Genomic DNA, 21177 nt, shown 5'->3' with positions numbered 1-21177 from the left:
CCCTCCGCCCCTTCGAGCAGCAGGAGACCCCCAGCATGACCGAGACGCCCACGGCCGCGCACCTGCGGCCCGTGCCCGACATCGACCACGACGACGACACGCCCACCGCGCCGACGATGGTGGACAACCCGTCCCTGCCCGACCCGAAGGTCACCATCGAGAAGCGCAAGCCGGTCCTCGCCGGATGGCTCACCAACCGCCGCGACTTCCTCGCCACCGCCCGCCATACCGGCGCGAACATCGGCTACGCCGCCCTGTTCCACGGCGTCCGCGTCCCCGTGTACGCCGGACGGCTGGCCCTGATGTCGCCGCGGGGAACGTGCCGGTTCATCGCCTCCACCAACCGGTGGGTGTGGGACCGCGAGGCCGCGCCGCTGCGGGACTACGCGGTACGCACCGAGGACGTCGAGGAGTACATGCGCCTGTCCAAGCTGCGCGCCGGCCGTATCCGGCTGCGCGGGCTGGTCACCCTTGTTGCCCTCGTGTTCGGCGCCGGCTTCGCCCTGTGGCTGTACGTCGTCGCCCCCGCCTACCTGTTCGTGTTCGCCACCGGCGGGGTGCTGCTGCTCGGCATGGCCGGGCAGCAGCCCGACTCCCCGGTCGTCGGCCCGGCCGTCCTGAAGACCGAGATCCAGAAGCTCACCGGCTCAATCGTGCTGCGCGGGCTGGACTCGATCGGCAACGCGAAGATCTCCGCCGCCATCAAGAAGGGCGGCGACATGAACGGGCTGCGGTTCACCAGTGAGATCGTCCGTGACGGGCCCGGCTACCGCGCCGACCTCGACCTGCCCTACGGCGTCACCCCGGAGGACATCATGGAGGCCCGCAAGCCCCTCGCCTCCGGCCTGCGCCGCAAGGTCGGCTGCGTCTGGCCCGCCCCGGACCCCACCGAGCACGAGGGACGGCTGACCCTGTGGGTCGGGGACAAGCCGATGAACGAGACCACCAAACCCGCCTGGCCGCTGCTCAAGACCGGGACCGTGGATCTGTTCAAGCCGGTGGTGTTCGGCAACGACCAGCGCATGCGGGACGTGAGCGTCACCTTGATGTTCGCGGCCGTCGTCGTCGGCTCCGTCCCCCGCATGGGCAAGACCTTCCTCATGCGGCTGTTCCTGCTCATCGCCGCACTCGACCCGCGGGCCGAGATCCACGCGTTCGACTTCAAGGGCACCGGCGACTTCGGCGCCCTGGAACCCATCTGCCACCGCTACCGCGCGGGCGAGGAGGACGACGACATCGGCTACGTCGTCCAGTCGCTTCGGGAGCTGAAGGAGGAACTGCGGCGGCGGGCGAAGGTCATCAAGTCCCTGCCGCGCTCGCGCTGCCCGGAGTCGAAGGTCACCCCCGCCCTCGCCGACGACAAGTCGCTGGGGCTGCACCCGATCGTGGTCGGGTTCGACGAGTGCCAGGTTCCCTTCGAGCACGCCGAGCACGGCGCGGAGATCGAGGCGATCTGCACCGACCTGGTCAAGCGCGGGCCCGCGCTGGGGATCGTGACCCTGTTCGGGACCCAGCGCCCGGACGCGAAGTCGCTGCCGACCGGCATCTCGGCGAACGCGATCCTCAGGTTCTGCCTGAAGGTGATGGGGCAGCCCGCCAACGACATGGTGCTGGGGACCTCGATGTACAAGTCGGGCTACCGGGCCACGATGTTCTCCCGGTCCGACCGGGGCATCTGCTGGATGGCAGGCGAGGGCGACGACCCCCGCATCGTCGCCTCCGCGTTCGTCGACGCCGTCGCCGCCGAACAGGTCGTCACCCGCGCCCGCAAGGCCCGCGAGGACTACGGCAACGTCACCGGCCACGCCATCGGCAAGGGCCCCGACAAGACAGGCGGCAACGACATCCTCGCCGACGTCCTGGACGTCATGGCCGAGGGTGAGAAGGCCGTGTGGTGCGAGCGCATCGCCACCCGCCTCGCCTCCCTTCGCCCGGACACGTACGCGGGGTGGAAGGGCGAGAACGTCACCGCCGCACTCAAGCCCTACGGCATCAAGGCGGGACAGGTCTGGGGCACCACGGACGAGGGCAAGGGCGCCAACCGGCGCGGCATCGACCGCACCGACATCACCACCGCCATTACCCGCCGTAACGCCGACCGGGCCGCCGCCTGACCCCAGCACCACCGCTAGACCTAGCAGCCCCGGCCGCTAGGTCTAGCAGCCGCGCTAGCACCCCAAAGAGCTGCTGACCTGCGCACTAGCGCCTAGCAGCCCACCTGCGAAAACCCCGGAAACCCACCCTGGAGAGGAAAAGGCCATCCATGCTCACCGCTAGCGTCCTGCTCCTGCTCGCCACCCTCGCCGGTTACACGCTGTTGTGTGTGGCATCGCCGTTCGGGACCTGCCGCAAATGCCAGGGACTCGGCGGCAAGGTCGTCCTTGACCGCAAGAGCCGCCCGAAGCGGGCCAAGCCCTGCCGTCGCTGCAAGGGCCACGGCAAGCGGCTCCGCATCGGACGCCGCCTGGCCAACCACGGCCGTGCCGTCCACCGCGCCGGCACCCGCTGAACAGAAGTCGTGGGACCGGCGGCCACCCGCCTTCTGGCGGACTCCCGAAGGCGCGTGCTCGCCAGCGCAGCCACCGGTCCATGTCCCCGAGCTTGCGAGCACCCGGGGCCCACGCACCCTACCCAGCCACCCCAGCACGCCGTCAAAGGAGATACCGCCATGGTCGTGACCGTCTCCCTGGTCGCGCTCTTCGGACTCGTCCTGTTCTTCCTCCTGCGCTCCCGCGCCCTCGGCGCCGGAGCCGCGTTCATCGCCGCCGGATTCGGGTTCTTCCTCGCCTCCACCGGCGCCGCCAAGCCCATCAACACCCTGGCCGCCTCGCTCATCGAGACCGTCCAGAAACTCTGACCTCCGACAGCACGAAGGGCGACCCCCCTCACGCCAATGAACCGGGGTCGCCCTGCTCTCCATGACCCTTCCAAGAGACCTGGAGGTCTCCAGCATGACCCATCACCTCCCGATCCGGCGAGATGGCCACCGGCCGTTACTGCTGGACGCGTTCTGCTGCCAGGGCGGCGCCGCCGCCGGGTACGTGACGGCCGGGTTCGACGTCATCGGCGTCGACATCAACCCCCAGCCCCGCTACCCCTACCGGTTCGTCCAGGCCGACGCGGTCGCGTTCATCCGCGAGCACGGCGCCGCCTTCGACTTCATCCACGCCTCCCCGCCCTGCCAGCACGACTCCGAGTGCCAGCGACTGAGGGGTAACACCCACCCCGACCTCATCGCCCCCACCCGCACCGCCCTGGAATCGACCGGGCGGCCGTGGGTCGTCGAGAACGTCGCCGGAGCCGTCCCGAAGCTGCACACGCCGGTCATGCTGTGCGGGGAGATGCTCGGCATCGAGACCTACCGGCACCGCTACTTCGAGACCAGCATCCACTGGACCCTCACCCAGCCGGAACACCCCGCCCACGTGGCGCCTCAGGCGAAGATGGGCCGCCCCATCCCGCCCGGCCACTATGGCCAGTTCGTCGGCAACTTCTCCGGCGTCGACCACGCACGCCGCGTCATGGGCGTCCCCTGGATGAACCGCGACGGGATCCGCGAATGCATCCCCCCGGCCTACACGCAGCACATCGGCAAGGCCTATCTCACCCAGACCCGTGTGGAGGGGGCGGCATGACCCCTGTACGAGACGCTCTCTCCGTGGCCCTCGCGCTCGCCGCCGGCGGACTGCCGGTCATGCCGCTGCGGGCCGACAAGGGCCCGTTCGGCAACTGCCCCAGCTGCACCGGCACCGCGTGCGGCGGACGGCCGAACATGAAGACCCCCGGCCCCTGCCAGTGCCCGCGTCCCTGCCACGCCTGGGCCGCCGCCACCACCGACCCCACCGTCCTCTCCTCCGACTCGTGGACGGCCGCGTGGCGGCGTGCCGGGGCCGTTGCCTACCACCCGGGCGGCGCCGGACTGACCGTTGTGGACCTCGACAGCGCCGCCGCCGTCGACTGGGCCCGCGCCACCCTGCCCCCGACCCGCACCGTCGCCACGACGCGCGGCGAGCACTGGATCTACCAGGGCACCACACGGTCCGTGAACCACGTGCGAGACGGCGTCGACCTGAAGTCCACCCAGTCCTACGTACGGTGGCGCGGGCCCGGCACCGGCACCATGACCACCCTCCCGGACGTCGTGCGCGCGCTGGCCGTGAAAGAGCCCACCGTGGCCCGCCCGGCGGCGCGCGCCGTCACCCTGGCCGCACCCGCCGGTGGTGGACAGTGCCCGCACCGCTCGCCTGCCTACCTGGAGCGAGGCATCGCCATGGCGGAGGACCGCATCACCAACGCGACCAGCACGGTCCACGCCATGGTGTACCGGACGTTCCTGGCAGTGCTGTCCGCCCATGGCCGGTGCGGCTGCCTCACCGAGGCGCACATCGGCCGTCTGTTCACCGCGGCGCAGTCCAAGGGGGAGTCCTCCCGGCACTGCACCGACGCGTGGTCCAACGCCCTCACGGCTCTGGGGATGTGACATGTCCGAGGACGAGAAGAACCCCGCCCGCCAAGTCATCACCGACTACGCGCAGGAGCACTTCCGGTACTTCCGGACCGTTGACGGCACCGTCTACGCGCAGAAGAACGGCCACCCCGTGGCCCGCCCGATCCGCTCGCAGGGGACGACGGGCAGCCACCGGCAGGAACTCATGGTCGGCCTGTTCAGGGACGGCCTCGGCGTATTCAACGGCACGGCCTTGAAGGAGGCACTCGACTTGATCGAAGCGCTCGCGCTCACCGAGGACGTACAGCCCACCCACATTCGCGTCGCCCCCGGATTCGACGGCGCCACCTGGCTCGACCTCGGCCGCGACGACGGCAAGTCCGTCCGCATCCACCCCACCGGCTGGGACATCCTCACCCCCGACCCGCGCGAGGTCTGCTGGCGGCGTACCCAGCTCACCGGGGAGATGCCGCTGCCGGTCAAGGACACCGACGGCAAGGGCATCGACCTGCTGATGCGGCTGTGCAACTTCGCCAGCGCGCAAGGCGAGAGCCTGGCCCTCGCGTGGCTGGTCGGCTGCCTGGGGCCGTCCGCCCCGGTCCCGGCCCCGTTCCTCACCGGCCCCCAGGGCGCGGGGAAGTCGACGGCCGGCCGGATGCTGGTGCGGATCATCGAAGGCATGAGCGGCGACCTCCGGCGGGCCCCGAAGGACGAGGAGAACCTGATCACGGCCGTTGCGGCGGGATGGGTCACCGCGCTGGACAACCTCTCCCACCTCAGCCCGGACCTGTCCGACCTCATGTGCTGCATCGTCACCGGAGCCGAGACCATCAAACGCGCCCTGTTCACCGACGGCGACGTCGTCCGCTCCCGCTACCGCCGGCCGCTGCTGCTGACCGGCATCGACGTCGGCGTCATCCGGCCCGACCTCGCCGAACGGCTCCTTCCGCTGCGTCTGGAGCGTCCCCGGGTGCGGCGGACGGAGGCCGAGTTGTGGGCGGAGTTCGAGGAGGTCCTGCCCGTCATCCTCGGGTCCTTGCTCGACCTCACGGTCAAGGTCCGCGCCACAGACGCGGACATCCCCACCGACCTGCGCATGGCCGACTTCGCCCACCTGTGCGCGCAGCTCGACGCCGCCACCAGCCTGGGCGCGCTGGACGCCTACCGGACGAGTCTGGACGACCTCAACGACGACGTCATCGAGGGGGACCTGCTCGCGCAGACCGTCCTCAAGCACGCCGAGGGCATCGACCCCGGCACGGCAGTCCGCATGACGTCCGCCGAGTGGCTGCACGGCCTCACCCAGCTCTACGGCGGCGAGGACTTCCGCCCCCTGCCCAAGGGGTGGCCCACCACCGGAAAGGTCCTCTCCGACCGTCTCAAGCGCCTTCAGCCCGTCCTTGCCGCACGCGGCGTCGTCGTCGACTGGGGCAGGAACAAGACCGCCCGCTACATCGAGCTGACCCGTCCCGCGCCCTCGGCCGACGAGCAGTCCCCGATGTTCTGAGCCCGCGCCACCGGACCGCTCGCGCACAAGAAAGAGGAGCAAGCCCGGCCCGCGCACGGCTTGCTCCTCTTGTTGTTCCGGCGGCGGCGCCGCCCGATGAACGGCCGCGAACGCGGCTCCTTCTTCACGCGCGAAGGCACACCACATCACAGACACCAGCCTTCTCTTTTTCCTAAGAGGAAAACGCTGCGTCACCTGCGTCACCAACGGCCCCTAAACCGCTCCTGAGCTGCGACGACAAGGGTGACGCAGAGCCCTAAATCCTGCGTCACCCCGCGTCACCCGCGTCACCGACGACAGGCACCTGCGTCACCGGTGACACAGGCCGACAGTCCCTGCGTCACCGAAAACCCGCAGGTCAAGCGGCATAGGTGACGCGGATGACGCGGTGACGCAGAAATCCCGACCTCGGACACATCCGGGCCGCTGAGGGGCCCACCAAGGGGGCAAGGGAGCCCCGCCGCTTCGGCCTAAAGGAGTCAGTCGCATGAACTCGGCACGCCTTGACGCGGCCACTGACCCGAACCTCGCCCTGCTGACCGTGGAGGAGGCCGCCCGCCGCCTCCGGATCGGTAGGACGCTCTGCTACCGCCTCATCGGCTCCGGAGAGCTTGAGTCCGTACCCGTCGGCCGCCTCCGTCGAGTACCGCCGGAGGCCGTACTCGACTACGTCGCTCGTCTCCGTGAAGCCCACCGACCCGCCGTTCCGGCAGCCTAGAAGGACACCTGTGGAAGAGAAGAAGCGCACCCGCCAGCCCAACGGCGCGTCGTCCATCTACCTCGGTAAGGACGGGAAGTGGCACGGCCGCGTGACGGTCGGCGTCCGGCCCGACGGAAAGACGGATCGCCGGCACATCGAGCGCAAGACCCGAGCGGAAGTCACCGAAGCGGTCCGCGAGCTGGAGCGACAGCGCAAGGACGGCACGGTGCGGAAGGCGGGCCAGCAGTGGACCGTCAAGACCTGGCTTGAGCACTGGGTGGAGAACATCGCCAAGAAGTACGTCAGCGAGAACAGCTACGACGGCTACGAGGTCGACGTGCGCGTCCACCTGGTCCCCGGGCTGGGAGCCCACAAGCTGGAGCGGCTGGAGCCGGAGCACCTTGAAGAGTTCTACCAGCGCATGCAGAAGAACGGGAGCTCCGCTGGGACCGCCCACCACGTGCACCGCACGGTGAGGGTTGCCCTGGGAGAGGCCGTCCGGCGCGGGCACGTCGCGAAGAACGTCGCCGAGATCGCGAAGGCCCCGCGGCTCGAAGAGGAGGAGATCGAGCCGTACTCGATCGACGAGATCCAGCGGCTGTTGCTGGAGGCGTCCAAGCTCCGGAACAGTGCCCGCTGGGTGGTCGCGCTCGCTTTGGGGCTCCGCCAGGGTGAAGCGCTGGGCCTCAAGTGGGAGGACGTCTACCTTGACGCCGGGTATCTCCGGATCCGCAAGAACCGACTGCGGCCGAAGTACGAGCATGGCTGCGGTGGCACCTGCGGGCGGATGCCCGGCTACTGCACGGAGCGCAAGCAGATCCGGCGCGAGTTCAAGAACACCAAGTCCCGCGCCGGCCGACGCACCATCGGCCTGCCGGTCCCGCTCATCAAGCTCCTCGCCAAGCATCGGGAGGAGCAGGAGCTGGAACAGAAGGAGGCCGGTGCCGAGTGGGAGGACGGCGGGTACGTCTTCGCGCAGCCGACCGGCAAGCCGCTGATCCCGAACACCGACTACCACCACTGGAAGAAGCTTCTGGAGGACGCCGGCGTGCGGGACGGTCGCCTGCACGACGCCCGGCACACCGCCGGGACCGTCCTCCTCCTGCTCGGCGTCCCCGACGTGATCGTGGACGCGATCATGGGATGGGAGCCGGGAGGGTCGGCGCGGATGCGCGCCCGGTACATGCACATCACCGGCCCGATGCTCCAGAACGTGGCCAAGCAGATCGGTGACGCACTCTGGGGCGGACCCGAAGAGGGGAGCGAGGCTCCCGCCGAGAGCAACTGAGACGGAAACTGAGACGGAGAACGTCGAAGGGCCCCACCGCGAACGGTGGGGCCCTTCAACGTATTGCCCGGTGAGAGCAATGGCGGAGGATACGAGATTCGAACTCGTGAGGGGTTGCCCCCAACACGCTTTCCAAGCGTGCGCCCTAGGCCACTAGGCGAATCCTCCGCGGCAAACAATACAAGACGTTGGGGGGTGCTCGCGAACGTGATCCAGATCGGATTCCCGGATCGACCGCGGGGGCCGAGGCCGGGCCGGGATCGGGTAGTCTGGGCGCAGCCCCTCACGCGGTGCTATCTGACTGAACTCCCCCAGGGCCGGAAGGCAGCAAGGGTAGGTCGGCTCTGGCAGGTGCGTGGGGGGCGCTTGCGTTCCCGTGCCGGGTGGCCGTGTTCCCGTACGAGGTGACTGTCCTCTCGTGCCGGGTGGCCGTGTTCCCCGCACGAGGTGGCTGTGTTCCCGTGCGCGGCGGCCGGAGCGGGGTTGATTCCCTCCGGCTCCCGACGGCTGGCCCGACCGGGTTCGGCTGTCGCCGGCCGAACCCCGGCCCCCGCCGTCCCCGCGGCCGTTTTTCCCGGGTTGTCGGCGGGCGCCTATAACCTCGTACATGTGTCGTCTCTCGCGCTCTACCGCCGCTATCGTCCCGAGTCCTTCGCCGAGGTCATCGGGCAGGAGCATGTCACCGACCCGTTGCAGCAGGCCCTGCGGAACAACCGGGTCAATCACGCGTACCTGTTCAGTGGGCCCCGTGGCTGCGGGAAGACGACCAGTGCGCGGATTCTGGCGCGGTGTCTGAACTGCGAGCAGGGGCCGACGTCGACGCCCTGCGGGGAGTGTCAGTCCTGCCGTGACCTCGCGCGGAACGGGCCGGGGTCGATCGACGTCATCGAGATCGACGCCGCCTCGCACGGTGGTGTGGACGACGCCCGTGACCTGCGCGAGAAGGCTTTCTTCGGGCCCGCCGCCAGCCGGTACAAGATCTACATCATCGACGAGGCCCACATGGTCACCTCGGCGGGCTTCAACGCCCTCCTGAAGGTGGTCGAGGAGCCGCCGGAGCATCTGAAGTTCATCTTCGCCACGACCGAGCCCGAGAAGGTCATCGGGACGATCCGTTCGCGGACCCACCACTACCCCTTCCGGCTCGTGCCCCCCGGCACCCTGCGGGAGTACCTGGGCGAGGTCTGCGGGCGCGAGGGCGCCACCGTCGAGGACGGGGTGCTGCCGCTCGTCGTGCGGGCCGGCGCCGGGTCCGTGCGTGACTCGATGTCCGTCATGGACCAGCTCCTGGCCGGGGCCGCCGACGACGGTGTGACGTACGCCATGGCCACCTCCCTGCTCGGCTACACGGACGGGTCGCTGCTCGACTCGGTCGTCGAGGCCTTCGCGGCCGGGGACGGCGCCGCCGCGTTCGAGGTCGTCGACCGGGTCATCGAGGGCGGCAACGACCCGCGCAGGTTCGTCGCCGACCTCCTCGAGCGCCTGCGTGACCTGGTGATCCTGGCCGCCGTGCCGGACGCCGCCGAGAAGGGGCTCATCGACGCCCCGGTCGACGTGATCGAGCGCATGCAGGCCCAGGCGTCGGTGTTCGGTGCCGCGGAGCTCAGCAGGGCCGCCGATCTCGTCAACACCGGACTGACCGAGATGCGGGGAGCCACCTCGCCCCGGCTCCAGCTGGAGCTGATCTGCGCGCGCGTGCTGCTGCCCGCCGCCTTCGACGACGAGCGTTCGCTCCAGGCGCGCCTCGACCGGCTCGAGCGCGGGGCGGCCGCCGCTCCCGCGCCCGTCTTCACGCCCGGACCCCCCGCGACGGCGATGGGGTACGTCCCCGGGCCCGAGGCCCACACCCCGATGGCCCCGCCCCCGCCGGCCCCGGCGCCGGCCCCCGTACAGGCTCCGCCGCAGGCCGCCCCGGCACCCGTCCACGCCTCCGCCCCCGTGCAGCAGCCCGCCCCCGCGCAGGCTCCCGCCGGGCCCCGGCCCGGTGCCTGGCCGGGTGCCGCCGCCCCTGGCGGTCCCGCGCCCGGCGCCTGGCCCGGGCCTCCCGCCCCGGCTCCGGCCGCTCCCGCTCCCGCGCCGGTGCAGCCGCAGGCGCCGGCCCCCGCTCCGGCGGCCACGGGCGGAGGTGGCGGCGACACCGCCCAGGTGCGCAACCTCTGGCCGCAGATCCTCGACGCCGTGAAGAACCGGCGCCGCTTCACCTGGATCCTGCTCAGCCAGAACGCCCAGGTCGCGGGCTTCGACGGCACGACCCTGCAGCTCGGTTTCCTCAACGCCGGAGCGCGTGACAACTTCGCGAGCAGCGGCAGCGAGGACGTGCTGAAGCAGGCCCTCGCCGAGCAGTTCAACGTGAACTGGAAGGTCGAGGCGATCATCGACCCGTCGGGCGGTGCCGCGCCTCCGCCGGCCGCCACCGGCTTCGGCGGGTCGGGCGGCACGGGAGGCTTCGGTGGTTCGGGCGGTGCCGGAGGCTTCGGCGGCGGCCGCCCGCAGGCGCCCGCCCCCGCCTTCCAGCAGGCCCCGCCGCCCGCTCCCGCGCAGCAGCCGCAGTCCGCCCCCGCGCCCTCCTTCCCGCAGGCGTCCGCGCCGGCGCAGGCCCCCGCGCCCGCGTACACACCGCCCGCGCCGCAGCCCGTGGCGCCCGAGGACGACGTGCCGGAGGAGGACGATCCGGACCTCGTCGACTCGGCCCTCTCGGGCCACGACCTGATCGTGCGCGAGCTCGGAGCGACGGTTGTGGAGGAATACACGAACGAGTAGGGGCGTCTCGCTCGGTGGCCCGCACAAGGGGCAAGCCGGCCGGCGGGCTACCCTGACAGGCGTGAAGGTCCTCGTCATCGGCGGCGGCGCCCGCGAACACGCCCTGTGCCGCTCTCTCTCCCTCGATCCCGACGTCACCGCTCTGCACTGCGCGCCCGGCAACGCCGGAATCGCGGAGGTCGCCGAGCTGCACCCCGTCGACCAGCTGGACGGCGACGCCGTCGCGCGCCTCGCCACCGAGCTCGGCGCCGGCCTGGTCGTCGTCGGCCCGGAGGCCCCGCTGGTCGCCGGTGTCGCCGACGCCGTCCGCGCGATCGGCATCCCCGTCTTCGGCCCGTCGCGGGAAGCGGCAGAGCTGGAGGGCTCCAAGGCGTTCGCCAAGGACGTCATGGCCGGCGCCGGGGTGCCCACCGCCCGCAGCTACGTCTGCACGACCCCCGAGGAGATCGACGAGGCGCTCGACGCCTTCGGCGCTCCCTACGTGGTCAAGGACGACGGCCTCGCCGCCGGCAAGGGCGTCGTCGTGACCGACGACCTCGCCCAGGCCCGGGCCCACGCGCTCGCGTGCGACCGGGTGGTCATCGAGGAGTACCTCGACGGCCCCGAGGTCTCGCTCTTCGCGATCACCGACGGCACCACCGTCCTCCCGCTCCAGCCCGCGCAGGACTTCAAGCGCGCGCTCGACGGCGACGAGGGCCCGAACACCGGCGGCATGGGCGCGTACTCGCCGCTGCCGTGGGCCGACCCGAAACTGGTCGACGAGGTCCTCGCGACCGTCCTCCAGCCGACGGTCGACGAGCTGCGCCGCCGTGGCACGCCGTTCTCGGGCCTGCTGTACGCGGGTCTGGCGATCACCGGCCGCGGTGTGCGGGTCATCGAGTTCAACGCCCGCTTCGGCGACCCCGAGACCCAGGTGGTCCTGGCCCGGCTCCGTACCCCGCTCGCGGGTGTCCTGCTGAACTCCGCCAACGGCACCCTGGACGACCAGGCCCCGCTGAGCTGGAGCGACGACGCCGCGGTCACCGTGGTCGTCGCCTCCCACAACTACCCGGACACCCCGCGCACGGGCGACCCGATCGAGGGCCTCGCCGAGGTCGCCGAGAAGGACCACCCGCACGCGTACGTGCTCCACGCCGGGACGAAGCGGGACGGCGGGTCGGTCGTCAGCGCGGGTGGCCGCGTCCTTTCGGTCACCGCGACCGGAACGGACCTGGCGCAGGCCCGCGAGCGCGCGTACGCGGCGGTCGGCCGCATCCGTCTTGACGGCTCGCAGCACCGTACGGACATCGCGCGCAAGGCCTCCGAGGCCTGATACGCAGCCGGTTTCTCGCGCGGCCGTGCGGTGGATCGTACGGCCGCGCGAAATCCATCACCTTTGCCCAAAGCCATACCTTCGAGTGACGGCTCGGCCATCCGGATGACGTCCGCCAAAGCCCCAACTAGGGTGCGGCGAAGGCGTTCCGGCACTTGGCCCACCGGCATTGCGATGTCGGTGGCGGGTGCCACAGTGGGGGAGTGACCAACACCGCCACAGGCAGTCCCGACATGGGCAGGAGGGGGTGATGTACGGCGTGTCCGGTACCGGTTCCGTTGTCGGCGAGGAGTGGGGTGCGCGCGCCGCGCGCTCCCGGGCCCTCGCCGTCCTCCGGGTCCGAGGCAGGGCGCTGGGCCTCGCGGTCCTCCCCTCCGCCGTGGCCGTCGTCCTGTACGCGGGCGGGGTCACCGGCCACTTCACGGGTTCGGGCTGGGACACGGCCCGCTGGGTCGTGACGGTCCTCGCGCTCCTCGTCCTCGTCGCCGCCACGGCCGTCTCCCTCGTCGTCGCCCGGGCCCGCCCGGCCGCCACGCCGACGGTGGAGCTCGCCGAGACCGCCGCCCCCGACCTCTACCGGCTCGTCCGGGACCTGGCCGACCGGCTGGACGTCCCGGCGCCCGCCGCGATAGCCCTGACCCCGGACTGCGACAGCTGGCTGGAGGACCGGACCCACCGGGCCCACCGGGCGCTGCGCACGTCCGCCGACGGCGACGGCGCTCCCGTCCTCGTCATAGGTTCGCCCTTCCTGTGGTGGATGCGTGTCGGCGAGCTGCGGGCGGTCCTCGCCCCGGTCGTCGCCGGTACGGGCCCCGCGGCCCACCCCGACATAGCAGCGGCCCGCCGCTTCGTCCGGGGCCTGGACGCGGCCGTGGCCGTGCATGCGAATCCCGGCCTCGACCCGCTGCGCCGGTTCGGCGCGGGCGCCGTCGGGCAGGTCGCCCGCCTCCTGCTCCGGGCCTGCCGGGGGCACGCGTCCGAGATGGAGCGCGGCGTGGCCGCCGCCGGCTCGGAGCGCGCCCAGGCCGTGGACTACGGCGTACGGATCGTCGCCCAGGAGCAGGTCGGCCTGGCCTACGCGGGCTGGGACCGCCTCCTGACCCGGGTCGCGCTGCCCGCCTGGCGCATGGGCCGCTGGCCCGCCAAGCTCGACGCGGGCGTGGTCTCCGCCCTGACCGAACTCTCCCGCCGCGACCGGCTCGCGGACGGCTTCTCGTCCCGGCTCGGCGAGCGTCCCGCCTGCGACCTCCTGGAGGAGCCGGGCGCGGTCGACGAGGCCACCTCGCTGCTGGCCGCCCGCCTCTTCCACGGCGGCCCGGCCGAACCGGGCCCCGACTGGTCCCCGGTGGAGTGGAGCCAGTACCCGGAGGAGGTCGTGGACCGGAAGTGGCGCACCGACGCGGCCCGGCTGCATCAGGTTCTCGACGGCCTCGGCCCGGCCGGCTCCGCGGCCGGGAGCGGGAGGGCCCTCGGCGACGGCCCGACCCTGACCCGGGTGATCGCCCATCTGTCCTCGGAGCCGTTCCCGGAGCGGTCCACGGAGCCGTCCGCGGAGCCGTCCACGGAGCCTGAGAAGCCCGCGGACGCGTGCCCGGCCCCCGACGACGCCTCGGCCCCCGCCCGGCACGACGCCATGAGCACCGACGAGGGCTCCGACGTCAGGGCCGAAGAGGGCGCCGACGCGAGCGACGCCGACGACAGCGGCGCCGACGCGAGCGACGCCGACGACAGCGGCGCCGACGCGAGCGACGCCGACGACAGCGACGACGAGGAGTCCTTCAATCCCGCCGCCGAGGAGCTCGCGGGCGCGCTCAGCGCGCTCCTCGCGCGTGAGGAGGCCGCGCGGGAGGCGAGGGTGGCCGCCGTCGCCCTGAGCGCCGAGGCGGCGGCCCGGAGCGCCGAGAAGGACGACCGGGCCGGTGCCGTGCCCGCCGTGGCCGTGAGCGGTCCCGACGGACCCCTGCCGCTCTTCCCGCTCCAGCCGCCCCGTTCCGGCCGCGATCTGCTCGCCGACCATGTGACCGCGATGGTCTGCTGCGCGGCCGTGGACACCGCCGAGGCCGTCCCGGGACTCGACTGGCTCGACGGGCCCACCCTGATGGTCGGCGGCGAGCGGGCGGCGGACCTCGGTCCGCGGGTCCTCGCCCTGGTCGAGGACGGAGACCCGGAGCCGCTGCGCGTCTGGCTGGCGCGCACGGGGGTGCGCCCGGAGAAGCCCGTACGCCTGGTCTGAGGGGCCCGGGGGTACGCCGACGGGGCCGATTTCCCGGAGCCGGGGCTTCCACTCTCGTCAATTCACGACGAACGGTGACGGAGTGCGTGCGTTATGTGATGTGCTGGAGACCGCCACTGACAGAGGCACGAACCACGGGCGGCCTGTCCGGAGCCCCGAACGACGGGCCCGGGCCGACGGCCCGATCCGAAGGCCGGGCCAGGAGCCGATCCAGGAGCCTGATCCAGAGGCACTGACCGACCGACCCGGGGGAGTCGAGGGAGGGGCGCAGCATGGGGGCGGAGCAGATCAGACGGTGGGAGTCCGGCGCGCTCGCGCACGCCGTCACCGATCCCTTCGGCCAGGGCCCGCTGCCCTGGCTGCGCGGTTCCGAGAACTACTTCGACGACACCGGGCAGATGGTCCCCTGGTACGCGGACGAGATCCTGGCCCGGGGCGGCACCGGCGGCCCGCGCACGGCCGACGACGTCCGGCGCCAGATCAAGGGGTTCGCCTCCGACGGGGCCGTGGCGCCGGGCGAGTCGATCGACTTCCACATCACGGTGGACCCGCCGCAGCAGTTCTCGGTCGACATCTACCGGATCGGTCACTACGGCGGCGACGGCGCCGCGAAGATCACCACCAGCCCGCGGCTCTCCGGGATCGTCCAGCCGGCCCCGCTCACCGCCGACCGCACGGTCTCCTGCCATCACTGGTGGCAGTCCTGGCGGTTGCAGGTCCCGTCCTACTGGTCGATCGGCGCGTACGTCGCCGTGCTCACCACCGCCGACGGCTACCGCTCGCACATCCCCTTCACGGTCCGCGACAACCACCCGGCCGATCTGCTGCTCGTCCTCCCGGACGTGACCTGGCAGGCGTACAACCTCTATCCGGAGGACGGTCACACCGGCGCCAGCCTCTACCACGCCTGGGACGAGGAGGGCCGGCTGCTCGGCGAGCAGGATGCGGCCGTCACCGTCTCCTTCGACCGCCCGTACGCGGGCGCGGGCCTGCCGCTCCATGTCGGGCACGCCTACGACTTCATCCGCTGGGCCGAGCGCTACGGCTACGACCTGGCGTACGCCGAGACCCGCGACCTGCACGCGGGCCGGGTCGACCCGAGCCGCTACCGGGGCCTGGTCTTCCCGGGCCACGACGAGTACTGGTCGGCGCCGATGCGCAAGACCGTCGAACTCGCCCGCGACCAGGGCACGTCGCTGGTCTTCCTCTCCGCCAACACCATGTACTGGCAGGTGGAGCTGGGCCCTTCGCCGTCCGGGGTGCCGGACCGGCTCCTCACCTGTCGCAAGCGGCGCGGCCCCGGCCGCCCGGCGCTCTGGCGCGAGGTCGACCGGCCCGAGCAGCAGCTCCTCGGCATCCAGTACGCGGGCCGGGTGCCCGAGCCGCACCCACTGGTCGTACGGAACGCCGAGCACTGGCTCTGGGAGGCGACCGGTGCCGGTGACGGCGACGAGCTCCCGGGGCTGGTGGCGGGCGAGGCGGACCGCTACTTCCCGCGGACGGCGCTGCCCGAGCACCAGGGCCGCATCCTGCTCGCCCACTCTCCCTACCGTGACGGCGACGGGGCGCTGCGGCACCAGGAGACCTCGCTCTACCGGGCGCCCTCGGGTGCCTGGGTCTTCGCGTCCGGCACGTTCGCTTGGTCGCCCGCGCTGGACCGGCCCGGCCATGTCGATGCCAGGGTGCAGCGCGCCACCGCGAACCTCCTCGACCGGATCTGCAAGAGGGACTGAGCGGGGGGTCACAGGGCCTGGCGGCCGGGGCCGCCCGGATGTGCGAGAGAATCGGACACGTTCCTGGATCAACCTACGCGGAGGAACCGTGTCCGGATTCGTAGAAAAGCCCGAGCCCGTTCAGGTCCCGGGCCTGACCCATCTCCACACGGGCAAGGTGCGCGACCTGTACCGCAACGAGGCCGGTGACCTCGTGATGGTGGCGAGCGACCGCATGTCCGCGTTCGACTGGGTCCTGCCCACCGAGATCCCCGACAAGGGCCGGGTCCTCACCCAGCTCTCCCTGTGGTGGTTCGACCAGCTCTCCGACCTGGTCCCCCACCACGTGCTCTCGACCGAGTTGCCGGCCGGCGCCCCCGCCGACTGGGCGGGCCGCACCACGGTCTGCAAGTCGCTGGCCATGGTCCCCGTCGAGTGCGTGGCCCGCGGCTATCTCACCGGCTCCGGCCTCATCGAGTACGACGAGTCCCGCACGGTCTGCGGTCTCGCGCTCCCCGAGGGCCTCAGCGACGGCTCCGAGCTGCCCTCCCCGATCTTCACCCCGGCCACCAAGGCCGCGGTCGGCGACCACGACGAGAACGTCTCGTACGAGGAGGTCGTCCGCCAGGTCGGCGCCGACACGGCGGCGGTACTGCGCCGGACGACCCTCGACGTCTACAGCAGGGCGCGGGACATCGCCCGCGAGCGCGGGATCATCCTCGCCGACACCAAGTTCGAGTTCGGTTTCGACGGGGAGACGCTCATCCTCGCCGACGAGGTCCTCACCCCGGACTCCTCGCGCTTCTGGCCGGCCGACCAGTGGAAGCCGGGCCGCGCCCAGCCCTCGTACGACAAGCAGTTCGTCCGGAACTGGCTGGTCTCCCCGGACTCCGGCTGGGACCGCAAGAGCGAGCAGCCGCCGCCGCCCCTCCCGCAGGAGATCGTGGACGCCACGCGCGCCAAGTACCTGGAGGCGTACGAGCTGCTGACCGGCAAGGCCTGGTCCGACAGCTTCTGAGGCTTCGGCCCCCGGCCCCAGGCCCCAGGCCCCAGGCCCCCGGCACATGTGTCGCGGGGCGGGGGCCGGGGTGTGTGCCGGGGGCCGAGCGCGCACGGGGAAGCCCGCGCCGGAGACTCGCCGAGGGGGCTCGCCGAGGGGGTCCCCCGAGGGGGTCCCCCGAGGGGGCTCGTGGAGGCATGGAGGCACTCCCCGGACGCACGAGAAAGCCCCCGGTCGATTCGACCGGGGGCTTCTTCATGGAGCGGACGACGAGATTCGAACTCGCGACCCTCACCTTGGCAAGGTGATGCTCTACCAACTGAGCCACGTCCGCATGCGCCGTAGCGCGAAGCCAACTATACCCATCCTTTCGCCTGCGCGAGACGCACGGCGGTGTGCCGGTTCTCCGCACCGAGCTTCGCGGCGGCCGAGGAAAGGTAGTTGCGGACCGTGCCGGGGGAGAGCGAGGCACGCCGGGCGATCTCCGCCACGGGCGCCCCGTCGGCGGAGAATTCGAGCACCTCGGCCTCCCGGGCGGTCAGCGGGGAGTCCCCGGCGGCGATGGCGTCGGCCGCCAACTCCGGGTCCACGTAGCGGTTTCCGGCGTGCACGGTGCGGATGATCTCGGCGAGCCGCTGAGCGCTGACGGTCTTCGGCACGAAGCCGCGGACACCGGCGGACAGGGCCCGCTTGAGGTGCCCGGGACGGCCGTGACCGGTCACGATCATGGTGCGGCAGCCGGGCAGTTCGCCCCGCAGGACTGTGGCGACCCTCACACCGTCCGCGCCCGGCATCTGCAGATCGAGCACGGCGACGTCGGGGCGATGAGCGCGGGCCATGGCGATCGCCTCGGGCCCGGTCGCGGCCTCGGCGACGACGACGAGATCGTCCTCGAGACCGAGCAGCGCGGCGAGCGCGCCACGGATCAGATGCTCGTCGTCGGCGAGCAGCACGCGCACGGGTACGGGCCCGGTCACCGGGTCACCCCCGTCCGGGGCACCGGGATCAGGGCCGTCACCCGGAACGTGCCGTCGTCGCCCGGACCCGCGTCGAGGGTTCCGCCGACCGCCGCGAGCCGCTCCCGCAGCCCCACGAGCCCGGTGCCGGCGCGGGCCCGTCCGCCGCCTCCGTCCGCCCGTGGCCCCCCGTCTCCCCGCACGCCGCCCCCGTCCGGCCGTACGCCGTCGTTCTCCACCGTCAGCAGCACCCTGTCCTCCTCCTCCCGCACCACGATGGCGCAGCGCCGTGCGTCCCCGTGGCGCAGTACGTTCGTCGTGGTCTCGCGGACCACCCATCCGAGCGCCGCCTGGATCTCGTCGGGCAGGTCGAGCCCCGGGGACTCGACGGCGCAGTCGATCCCGGCGGCGCCGAGCACCCCCCGCGCGCCCTCCAGCTCCACCCGCAGATCGGCCTCGCGGTAGCCGCGGACGACGTCCCGGACCTCCCGCTGGGACTCCTGGGCGATGCGCTGCACCTCGATCATCTGGTCGACGGCCTCCGGGCGTTCGCGCCGGGCGAGCTGGACGGCGAGCTCGCTCTTGAGGGCGATGACGGACAGGTTCCGGCCGAGGATGTCGTGCAGGTCCCGCCCGAAGCGCAGCCGTTCCTCGGCGACCGCGAGCCGGGCCTGTACGTCGCGTGCCTCGCGCAGTTCGAAGACGACACCGAGCACCCAGAGCGAGAGACGGACGGTGACCGCCAGCCAGCCGGTGAGGAACGCGACGCTCAGCACGCTCGCGAGGGTCTCCCCCATGTCCCGGCCGGTGAGCGGCACGAGGGCCGCGAGGGCGCCGATCAGGAGCGTCTGGTGCAGGGCGACGGTCCGGATCGGAAGGATCAGGCAGTGGCCGGCGAGGAAGGGGATGAGCGCCGGCCCGAGCATCCCCGGCAGCAGCCCGGTCAGATCGGCGGTGGCCGCTTCGAGGAGGACGGCCCCGGTGGTCGCGGCCGTCACCGCTGCCGCGGGCAGCACCTCGCGCGGCGGGAAGACGGTTCCGGGCTTCAGATAGGTGTCCATGGCGCGGCGCAGGAAGCGGTGGCAGAGGATCCCGTTGGCGAGGTTGAGCAGCGGAGCGACGACGACGAGGAGCAGCGGGGCCTCGTGGCGGACCGGCCGGGTGAGGAGCAGCAGCGCGAGGACGAACACGGAGGCCCACAGCAGCATGTACGCGGTGACCCGGGTGTAGAGGTCCACCTTGGCCAGGCCGCTCCGGCCTCTCCAGCTCTTCACGGCTGCGGGTCCCTCTCGGTCGTCACGCACCGGTCGGCGCGTACTGGTCGTCATGCACGGGTCGGCATGTACCGGGCGTCCCGGCACCGGCCGTCCCGGCGCCGGTCGCTCGGCACCGGCCGTCCCGGCACCGCTTCGCTCAGCGCCGGGGGTCCCAGCGGAACCACCGCTGGACAGCAAACACCGAGAGCGCGATCCAGGCCACCGCCGTCGCCGCCGCGCCCAGCAGGTCCCCCGCTTCCGCTCCGCCCGTCCAGCCGGACCGTACGAGCGTCATGACGCCGGTCAGCGGCAGCAGTTCGCACACGGACGCCAGCCTCTCGGGGAGCACGGAGAGGGGGACGAAGAGCCCGGAGCCGATGGAGGAGACCAGGACCAGCGGCAGGGCGGTGAGCTGGGCGCTCTCGGGGGTGCGGGTGACGGCCGAGGTGGCCGCGGCGAGGGTGGTGAGCAGGACGGTGCCGAGGACGGCTCCGGCGAGGAGCAGCTCGGGCCGGGCCGGTGCGGGCAGGTCGAGGACGGCGATGCCGCCGATCGCCAGGACGGCGCACTGGAGGAGGGCGAGCGTGGCGGCCGGCAGCGCGATCCCGGTGAGGATCTCGGGGTCGGTCGGCTCTCCCGTGCGGAGCCGCTTGAGGACGAGGGTCTCGCGGCGGGCGACGAAAGCGGCGACGAGGTTGCTGTAGACGCCGATGAGGAGGGCCATGCCCATGGCGCCGGTGACGGCGACCTCGGCGACGCTCGTGCCGGCCTTGCCGAGGTCGGTGCTCCGGAGGGAGCTGCGGACCGCTTCCACCACGAGGAGAGGGACGAGCAGGGCGCCGAAGAGCGCCGTGCGGTTGCGGACGAGCAGCGTCAGCTCGGCCCGCCCGAGCGCGACGAGCCGCGCCCGGGAAGGGAAGCGGGACGGGATACGGGAAGGGATACGGGAAGGGACCCGGGCGAGCGAACTCATCGAACGGCCTCCGATGCGAGCGATGTGTCCGATGCGGTCGCCGCAGGTGAGGCGGTCGGTGCTGCCGCCGAATCCGGGCCGGTCGGCGCGTGCGAGGAGTCCGGTGCGAGCGGGCGCGGCTCACCGGCTCTCCCCGCCGCGATGTCGAGGAAGGCCTCCTCGAGGGAGGCGGAGCGCGCGTCGAGCGCGTCGAGGCGGATGTCGTTCTCCCCGGCCCAGCGGAGGAGCACGGCCAGGTCGTCCTGGAGGGATCCGGTACGGATCTCCACCCGCCCGTCGTCCTCGGCGGCCCGCAGGTGCAGCGGGAGGCGGGCGGCGGGGACGCCCTCGGGGAGGGTGAAGCGGATGCGGGCGGGCCGGGCGGCGGTGACCTCGGCCGGGGTGCCGGAGAGGACGATCTGCCCGCGGTGCATGATCGCGAGCCGGTCGGCCAGGGTCTCCGCCTCCTCCAGGTAGTGGGTGGTGAGGAGCACGGTGGTGCCGCCGTCCCGGAGGGCGCGGACGAGGTCCCAGGTGTCGCGGCGGCCCTCGGCGTCGAGTCCGGTGGTGGGTTCGTCGAGGAAGAGGACCTCGGGGCGGCCGAGGAGCGCGAGGGCGAGGTCGAGCCGTCGCCGTTCGCCGCCGGACAGCTGCTTGACCCGCACCTGTTCCCGTCCGGCGAGTCCGGTGGCGTCGAGGGCTTCGGCGGTGGGACGGGCGTGGGTGGTGCAGCCCGCCCACATCCGTACGGTTTCGGCCACGGTCAGATCGGAGGGGAAGCCGCCTTCCTGGAGCATCACGCCGATGCGGGGACGCACGGCGGCCCGTTCGCGGTAGGGGTCGTGGCCGAGGACCCGGGCGGTGCCGGCGCTGGGGGCGGCGAGTCCTTCGAGGAGTTCGACGGTGGAGGTCTTGCCGGCGCCGTTGGTGCCGAGGAGGGCGAAGATCTCGCCGCGCGGGACGGTGAAGGAGATGCCGCGTACGGCCTCGAAGTCGCCCGAGTAACTCCGGCGCAGGCCTTCCGCTTCGATCGCGTTGGTCATGTGTCCAGGCT

Annotated in this window: 17 protein-coding genes, 2 tRNA genes and 1 other RNA gene; 14 read left to right on the top strand and 6 right to left on the bottom strand. The window is 72.3% G+C overall.

Annotation, left to right across the window (positions count from 1 at the left end; translation table 11 throughout):
- The first annotated feature begins 35 nt into the window (after positions 1-35).
- From IE311_RS29160 to IE311_RS29125, 8 genes are all read left to right on the top strand, one after another.
- Positions 36-2114, top strand: coding sequence for a cell division protein FtsK (locus IE311_RS29160; RefSeq protein WP_189834822.1), 2079 nt, complete (start codon positions 36-38; stop codon positions 2112-2114).
- Positions 2115-2263: 149 nt separating this feature from the next.
- Positions 2264-2509 (top strand): hypothetical protein, encoded by a 246-nt coding sequence (locus tag IE311_RS29155; RefSeq protein ID WP_189834821.1) that lies wholly within the window; start codon positions 2264-2266, stop codon positions 2507-2509.
- A gap of 159 nt (positions 2510-2668) precedes the next feature.
- On the top strand, positions 2669-2857 hold the full coding sequence (locus IE311_RS29150) for a hypothetical protein (RefSeq protein WP_189834820.1): 189 nt from the start codon (positions 2669-2671) through the stop codon (positions 2855-2857).
- 94 nt (positions 2858-2951) lie between these two features.
- Positions 2952-3635 (top strand): class I SAM-dependent methyltransferase, encoded by a 684-nt coding sequence (locus IE311_RS29145; protein ID WP_189834835.1) that lies wholly within the window; start codon positions 2952-2954, stop codon positions 3633-3635.
- The gene (locus IE311_RS29140; RefSeq protein WP_189834819.1) at positions 3632-4480 is read left to right on the top strand and encodes a bifunctional DNA primase/polymerase; all 849 of its coding nucleotides are present in this window, start codon (positions 3632-3634) and stop codon (positions 4478-4480) included. The genes IE311_RS29145 and IE311_RS29140 overlap by 4 nt, the downstream gene beginning before the upstream one ends.
- 1 nt (position 4481) lies before the next feature.
- Positions 4482-5954 (top strand): ATP-binding protein, encoded by a 1473-nt coding sequence (locus IE311_RS29135; protein ID WP_189834818.1) that lies wholly within the window; start codon positions 4482-4484, stop codon positions 5952-5954.
- A 487-nt stretch (positions 5955-6441) separates the two neighbouring features.
- Positions 6442-6672, top strand: coding sequence for an excisionase family DNA-binding protein (locus IE311_RS29130; RefSeq protein ID WP_189834817.1), 231 nt, complete (start codon positions 6442-6444; stop codon positions 6670-6672).
- Positions 6673-6682: 10 nt separating this feature from the next.
- Positions 6683-7942, top strand: a complete 1260-nt coding sequence (locus IE311_RS29125) for a tyrosine-type recombinase/integrase (protein WP_189834816.1) — start codon at positions 6683-6685, stop codon at positions 7940-7942.
- A gap of 80 nt (positions 7943-8022) precedes the next feature.
- Here IE311_RS29125 and IE311_RS29120 read toward each other — a convergent pair.
- Positions 8023-8110, bottom strand: a tRNA-Ser gene (locus IE311_RS29120).
- A 106-nt stretch (positions 8111-8216) separates the two neighbouring features.
- On the opposite strand from IE311_RS29120, the gene ffs reads away from it, so the two are divergent.
- From ffs to IE311_RS29090, 6 genes are all read left to right on the top strand, one after another.
- Positions 8217-8315: signal recognition particle sRNA small type (gene ffs, locus IE311_RS29115), an RNA gene on the top strand.
- Between the two features lie 236 nt (positions 8316-8551).
- Positions 8552-10702: a DNA polymerase III subunit gamma and tau gene (locus IE311_RS29110; RefSeq protein WP_189834815.1), complete on the top strand. Its 2151-nt coding sequence runs from the start codon at positions 8552-8554 to the stop codon at positions 10700-10702.
- Positions 10703-10763: 61 nt separating this feature from the next.
- Positions 10764-12014, top strand: coding sequence for a phosphoribosylamine--glycine ligase (gene purD, locus IE311_RS29105; RefSeq protein WP_189834814.1), 1251 nt, complete (start codon positions 10764-10766; stop codon positions 12012-12014).
- 250 nt (positions 12015-12264) lie between these two features.
- Positions 12265-14247 carry a M48 family metalloprotease gene (locus tag IE311_RS29100; protein ID WP_189834813.1) on the top strand — a complete coding sequence of 661 codons (1983 nt, stop codon included), beginning with the start codon at positions 12265-12267 and terminating at the stop codon, positions 14245-14247.
- A gap of 272 nt (positions 14248-14519) precedes the next feature.
- Positions 14520-15980 carry a N,N-dimethylformamidase beta subunit family domain-containing protein gene (locus tag IE311_RS29095; protein ID WP_189834812.1) on the top strand — a complete coding sequence of 487 codons (1461 nt, stop codon included), beginning with the start codon at positions 14520-14522 and terminating at the stop codon, positions 15978-15980.
- Positions 15981-16068: 88 nt separating this feature from the next.
- Positions 16069-16977, top strand: a complete 909-nt coding sequence (locus tag IE311_RS29090; RefSeq protein WP_189834811.1) for a phosphoribosylaminoimidazolesuccinocarboxamide synthase — start codon at positions 16069-16071, stop codon at positions 16975-16977.
- A gap of 240 nt (positions 16978-17217) precedes the next feature.
- On the opposite strand, the gene IE311_RS29085 is transcribed toward IE311_RS29090, so the two are convergent.
- From IE311_RS29085 to IE311_RS29065, 5 genes are all read right to left on the bottom strand, one after another.
- A tRNA-Gly gene (locus IE311_RS29085) sits at positions 17218-17293 on the bottom strand.
- A gap of 22 nt (positions 17294-17315) precedes the next feature.
- Positions 17316-17936: a response regulator transcription factor gene (locus tag IE311_RS29080; protein WP_189834810.1), complete on the bottom strand. Its 621-nt coding sequence runs from the start codon at positions 17934-17936 to the stop codon at positions 17316-17318.
- Positions 17933-19189 (bottom strand): sensor histidine kinase, encoded by a 1257-nt coding sequence (locus IE311_RS29075; RefSeq protein ID WP_229902235.1) that lies wholly within the window; start codon positions 19187-19189, stop codon positions 17933-17935. Before IE311_RS29075 ends, IE311_RS29080 begins: the two co-directional genes overlap by 4 nt.
- 139 nt (positions 19190-19328) lie before the next feature.
- The gene (locus tag IE311_RS29070; protein ID WP_189834808.1) at positions 19329-20144 is read right to left on the bottom strand and encodes an ABC transporter permease; all 816 of its coding nucleotides are present in this window, start codon (positions 20142-20144) and stop codon (positions 19329-19331) included.
- Positions 20141-21166, bottom strand: a complete 1026-nt coding sequence (locus tag IE311_RS29065; RefSeq protein WP_229902234.1) for an ABC transporter ATP-binding protein — start codon at positions 21164-21166, stop codon at positions 20141-20143. Before IE311_RS29065 ends, IE311_RS29070 begins: the two co-directional genes overlap by 4 nt.
- Positions 21167-21177 lie beyond the last annotated feature (11 nt).

The organism is Streptomyces zaomyceticus (assembly GCF_014656215.1).
In the GTDB taxonomy this organism is placed as follows: Bacteria; Actinomycetota; Actinomycetes; order Streptomycetales; family Streptomycetaceae; genus Streptomyces; species Streptomyces zaomyceticus.
Note: the sequence above shows the minus strand (reverse complement) of the source record. Positions and strands in the feature narration are given on the sequence as shown.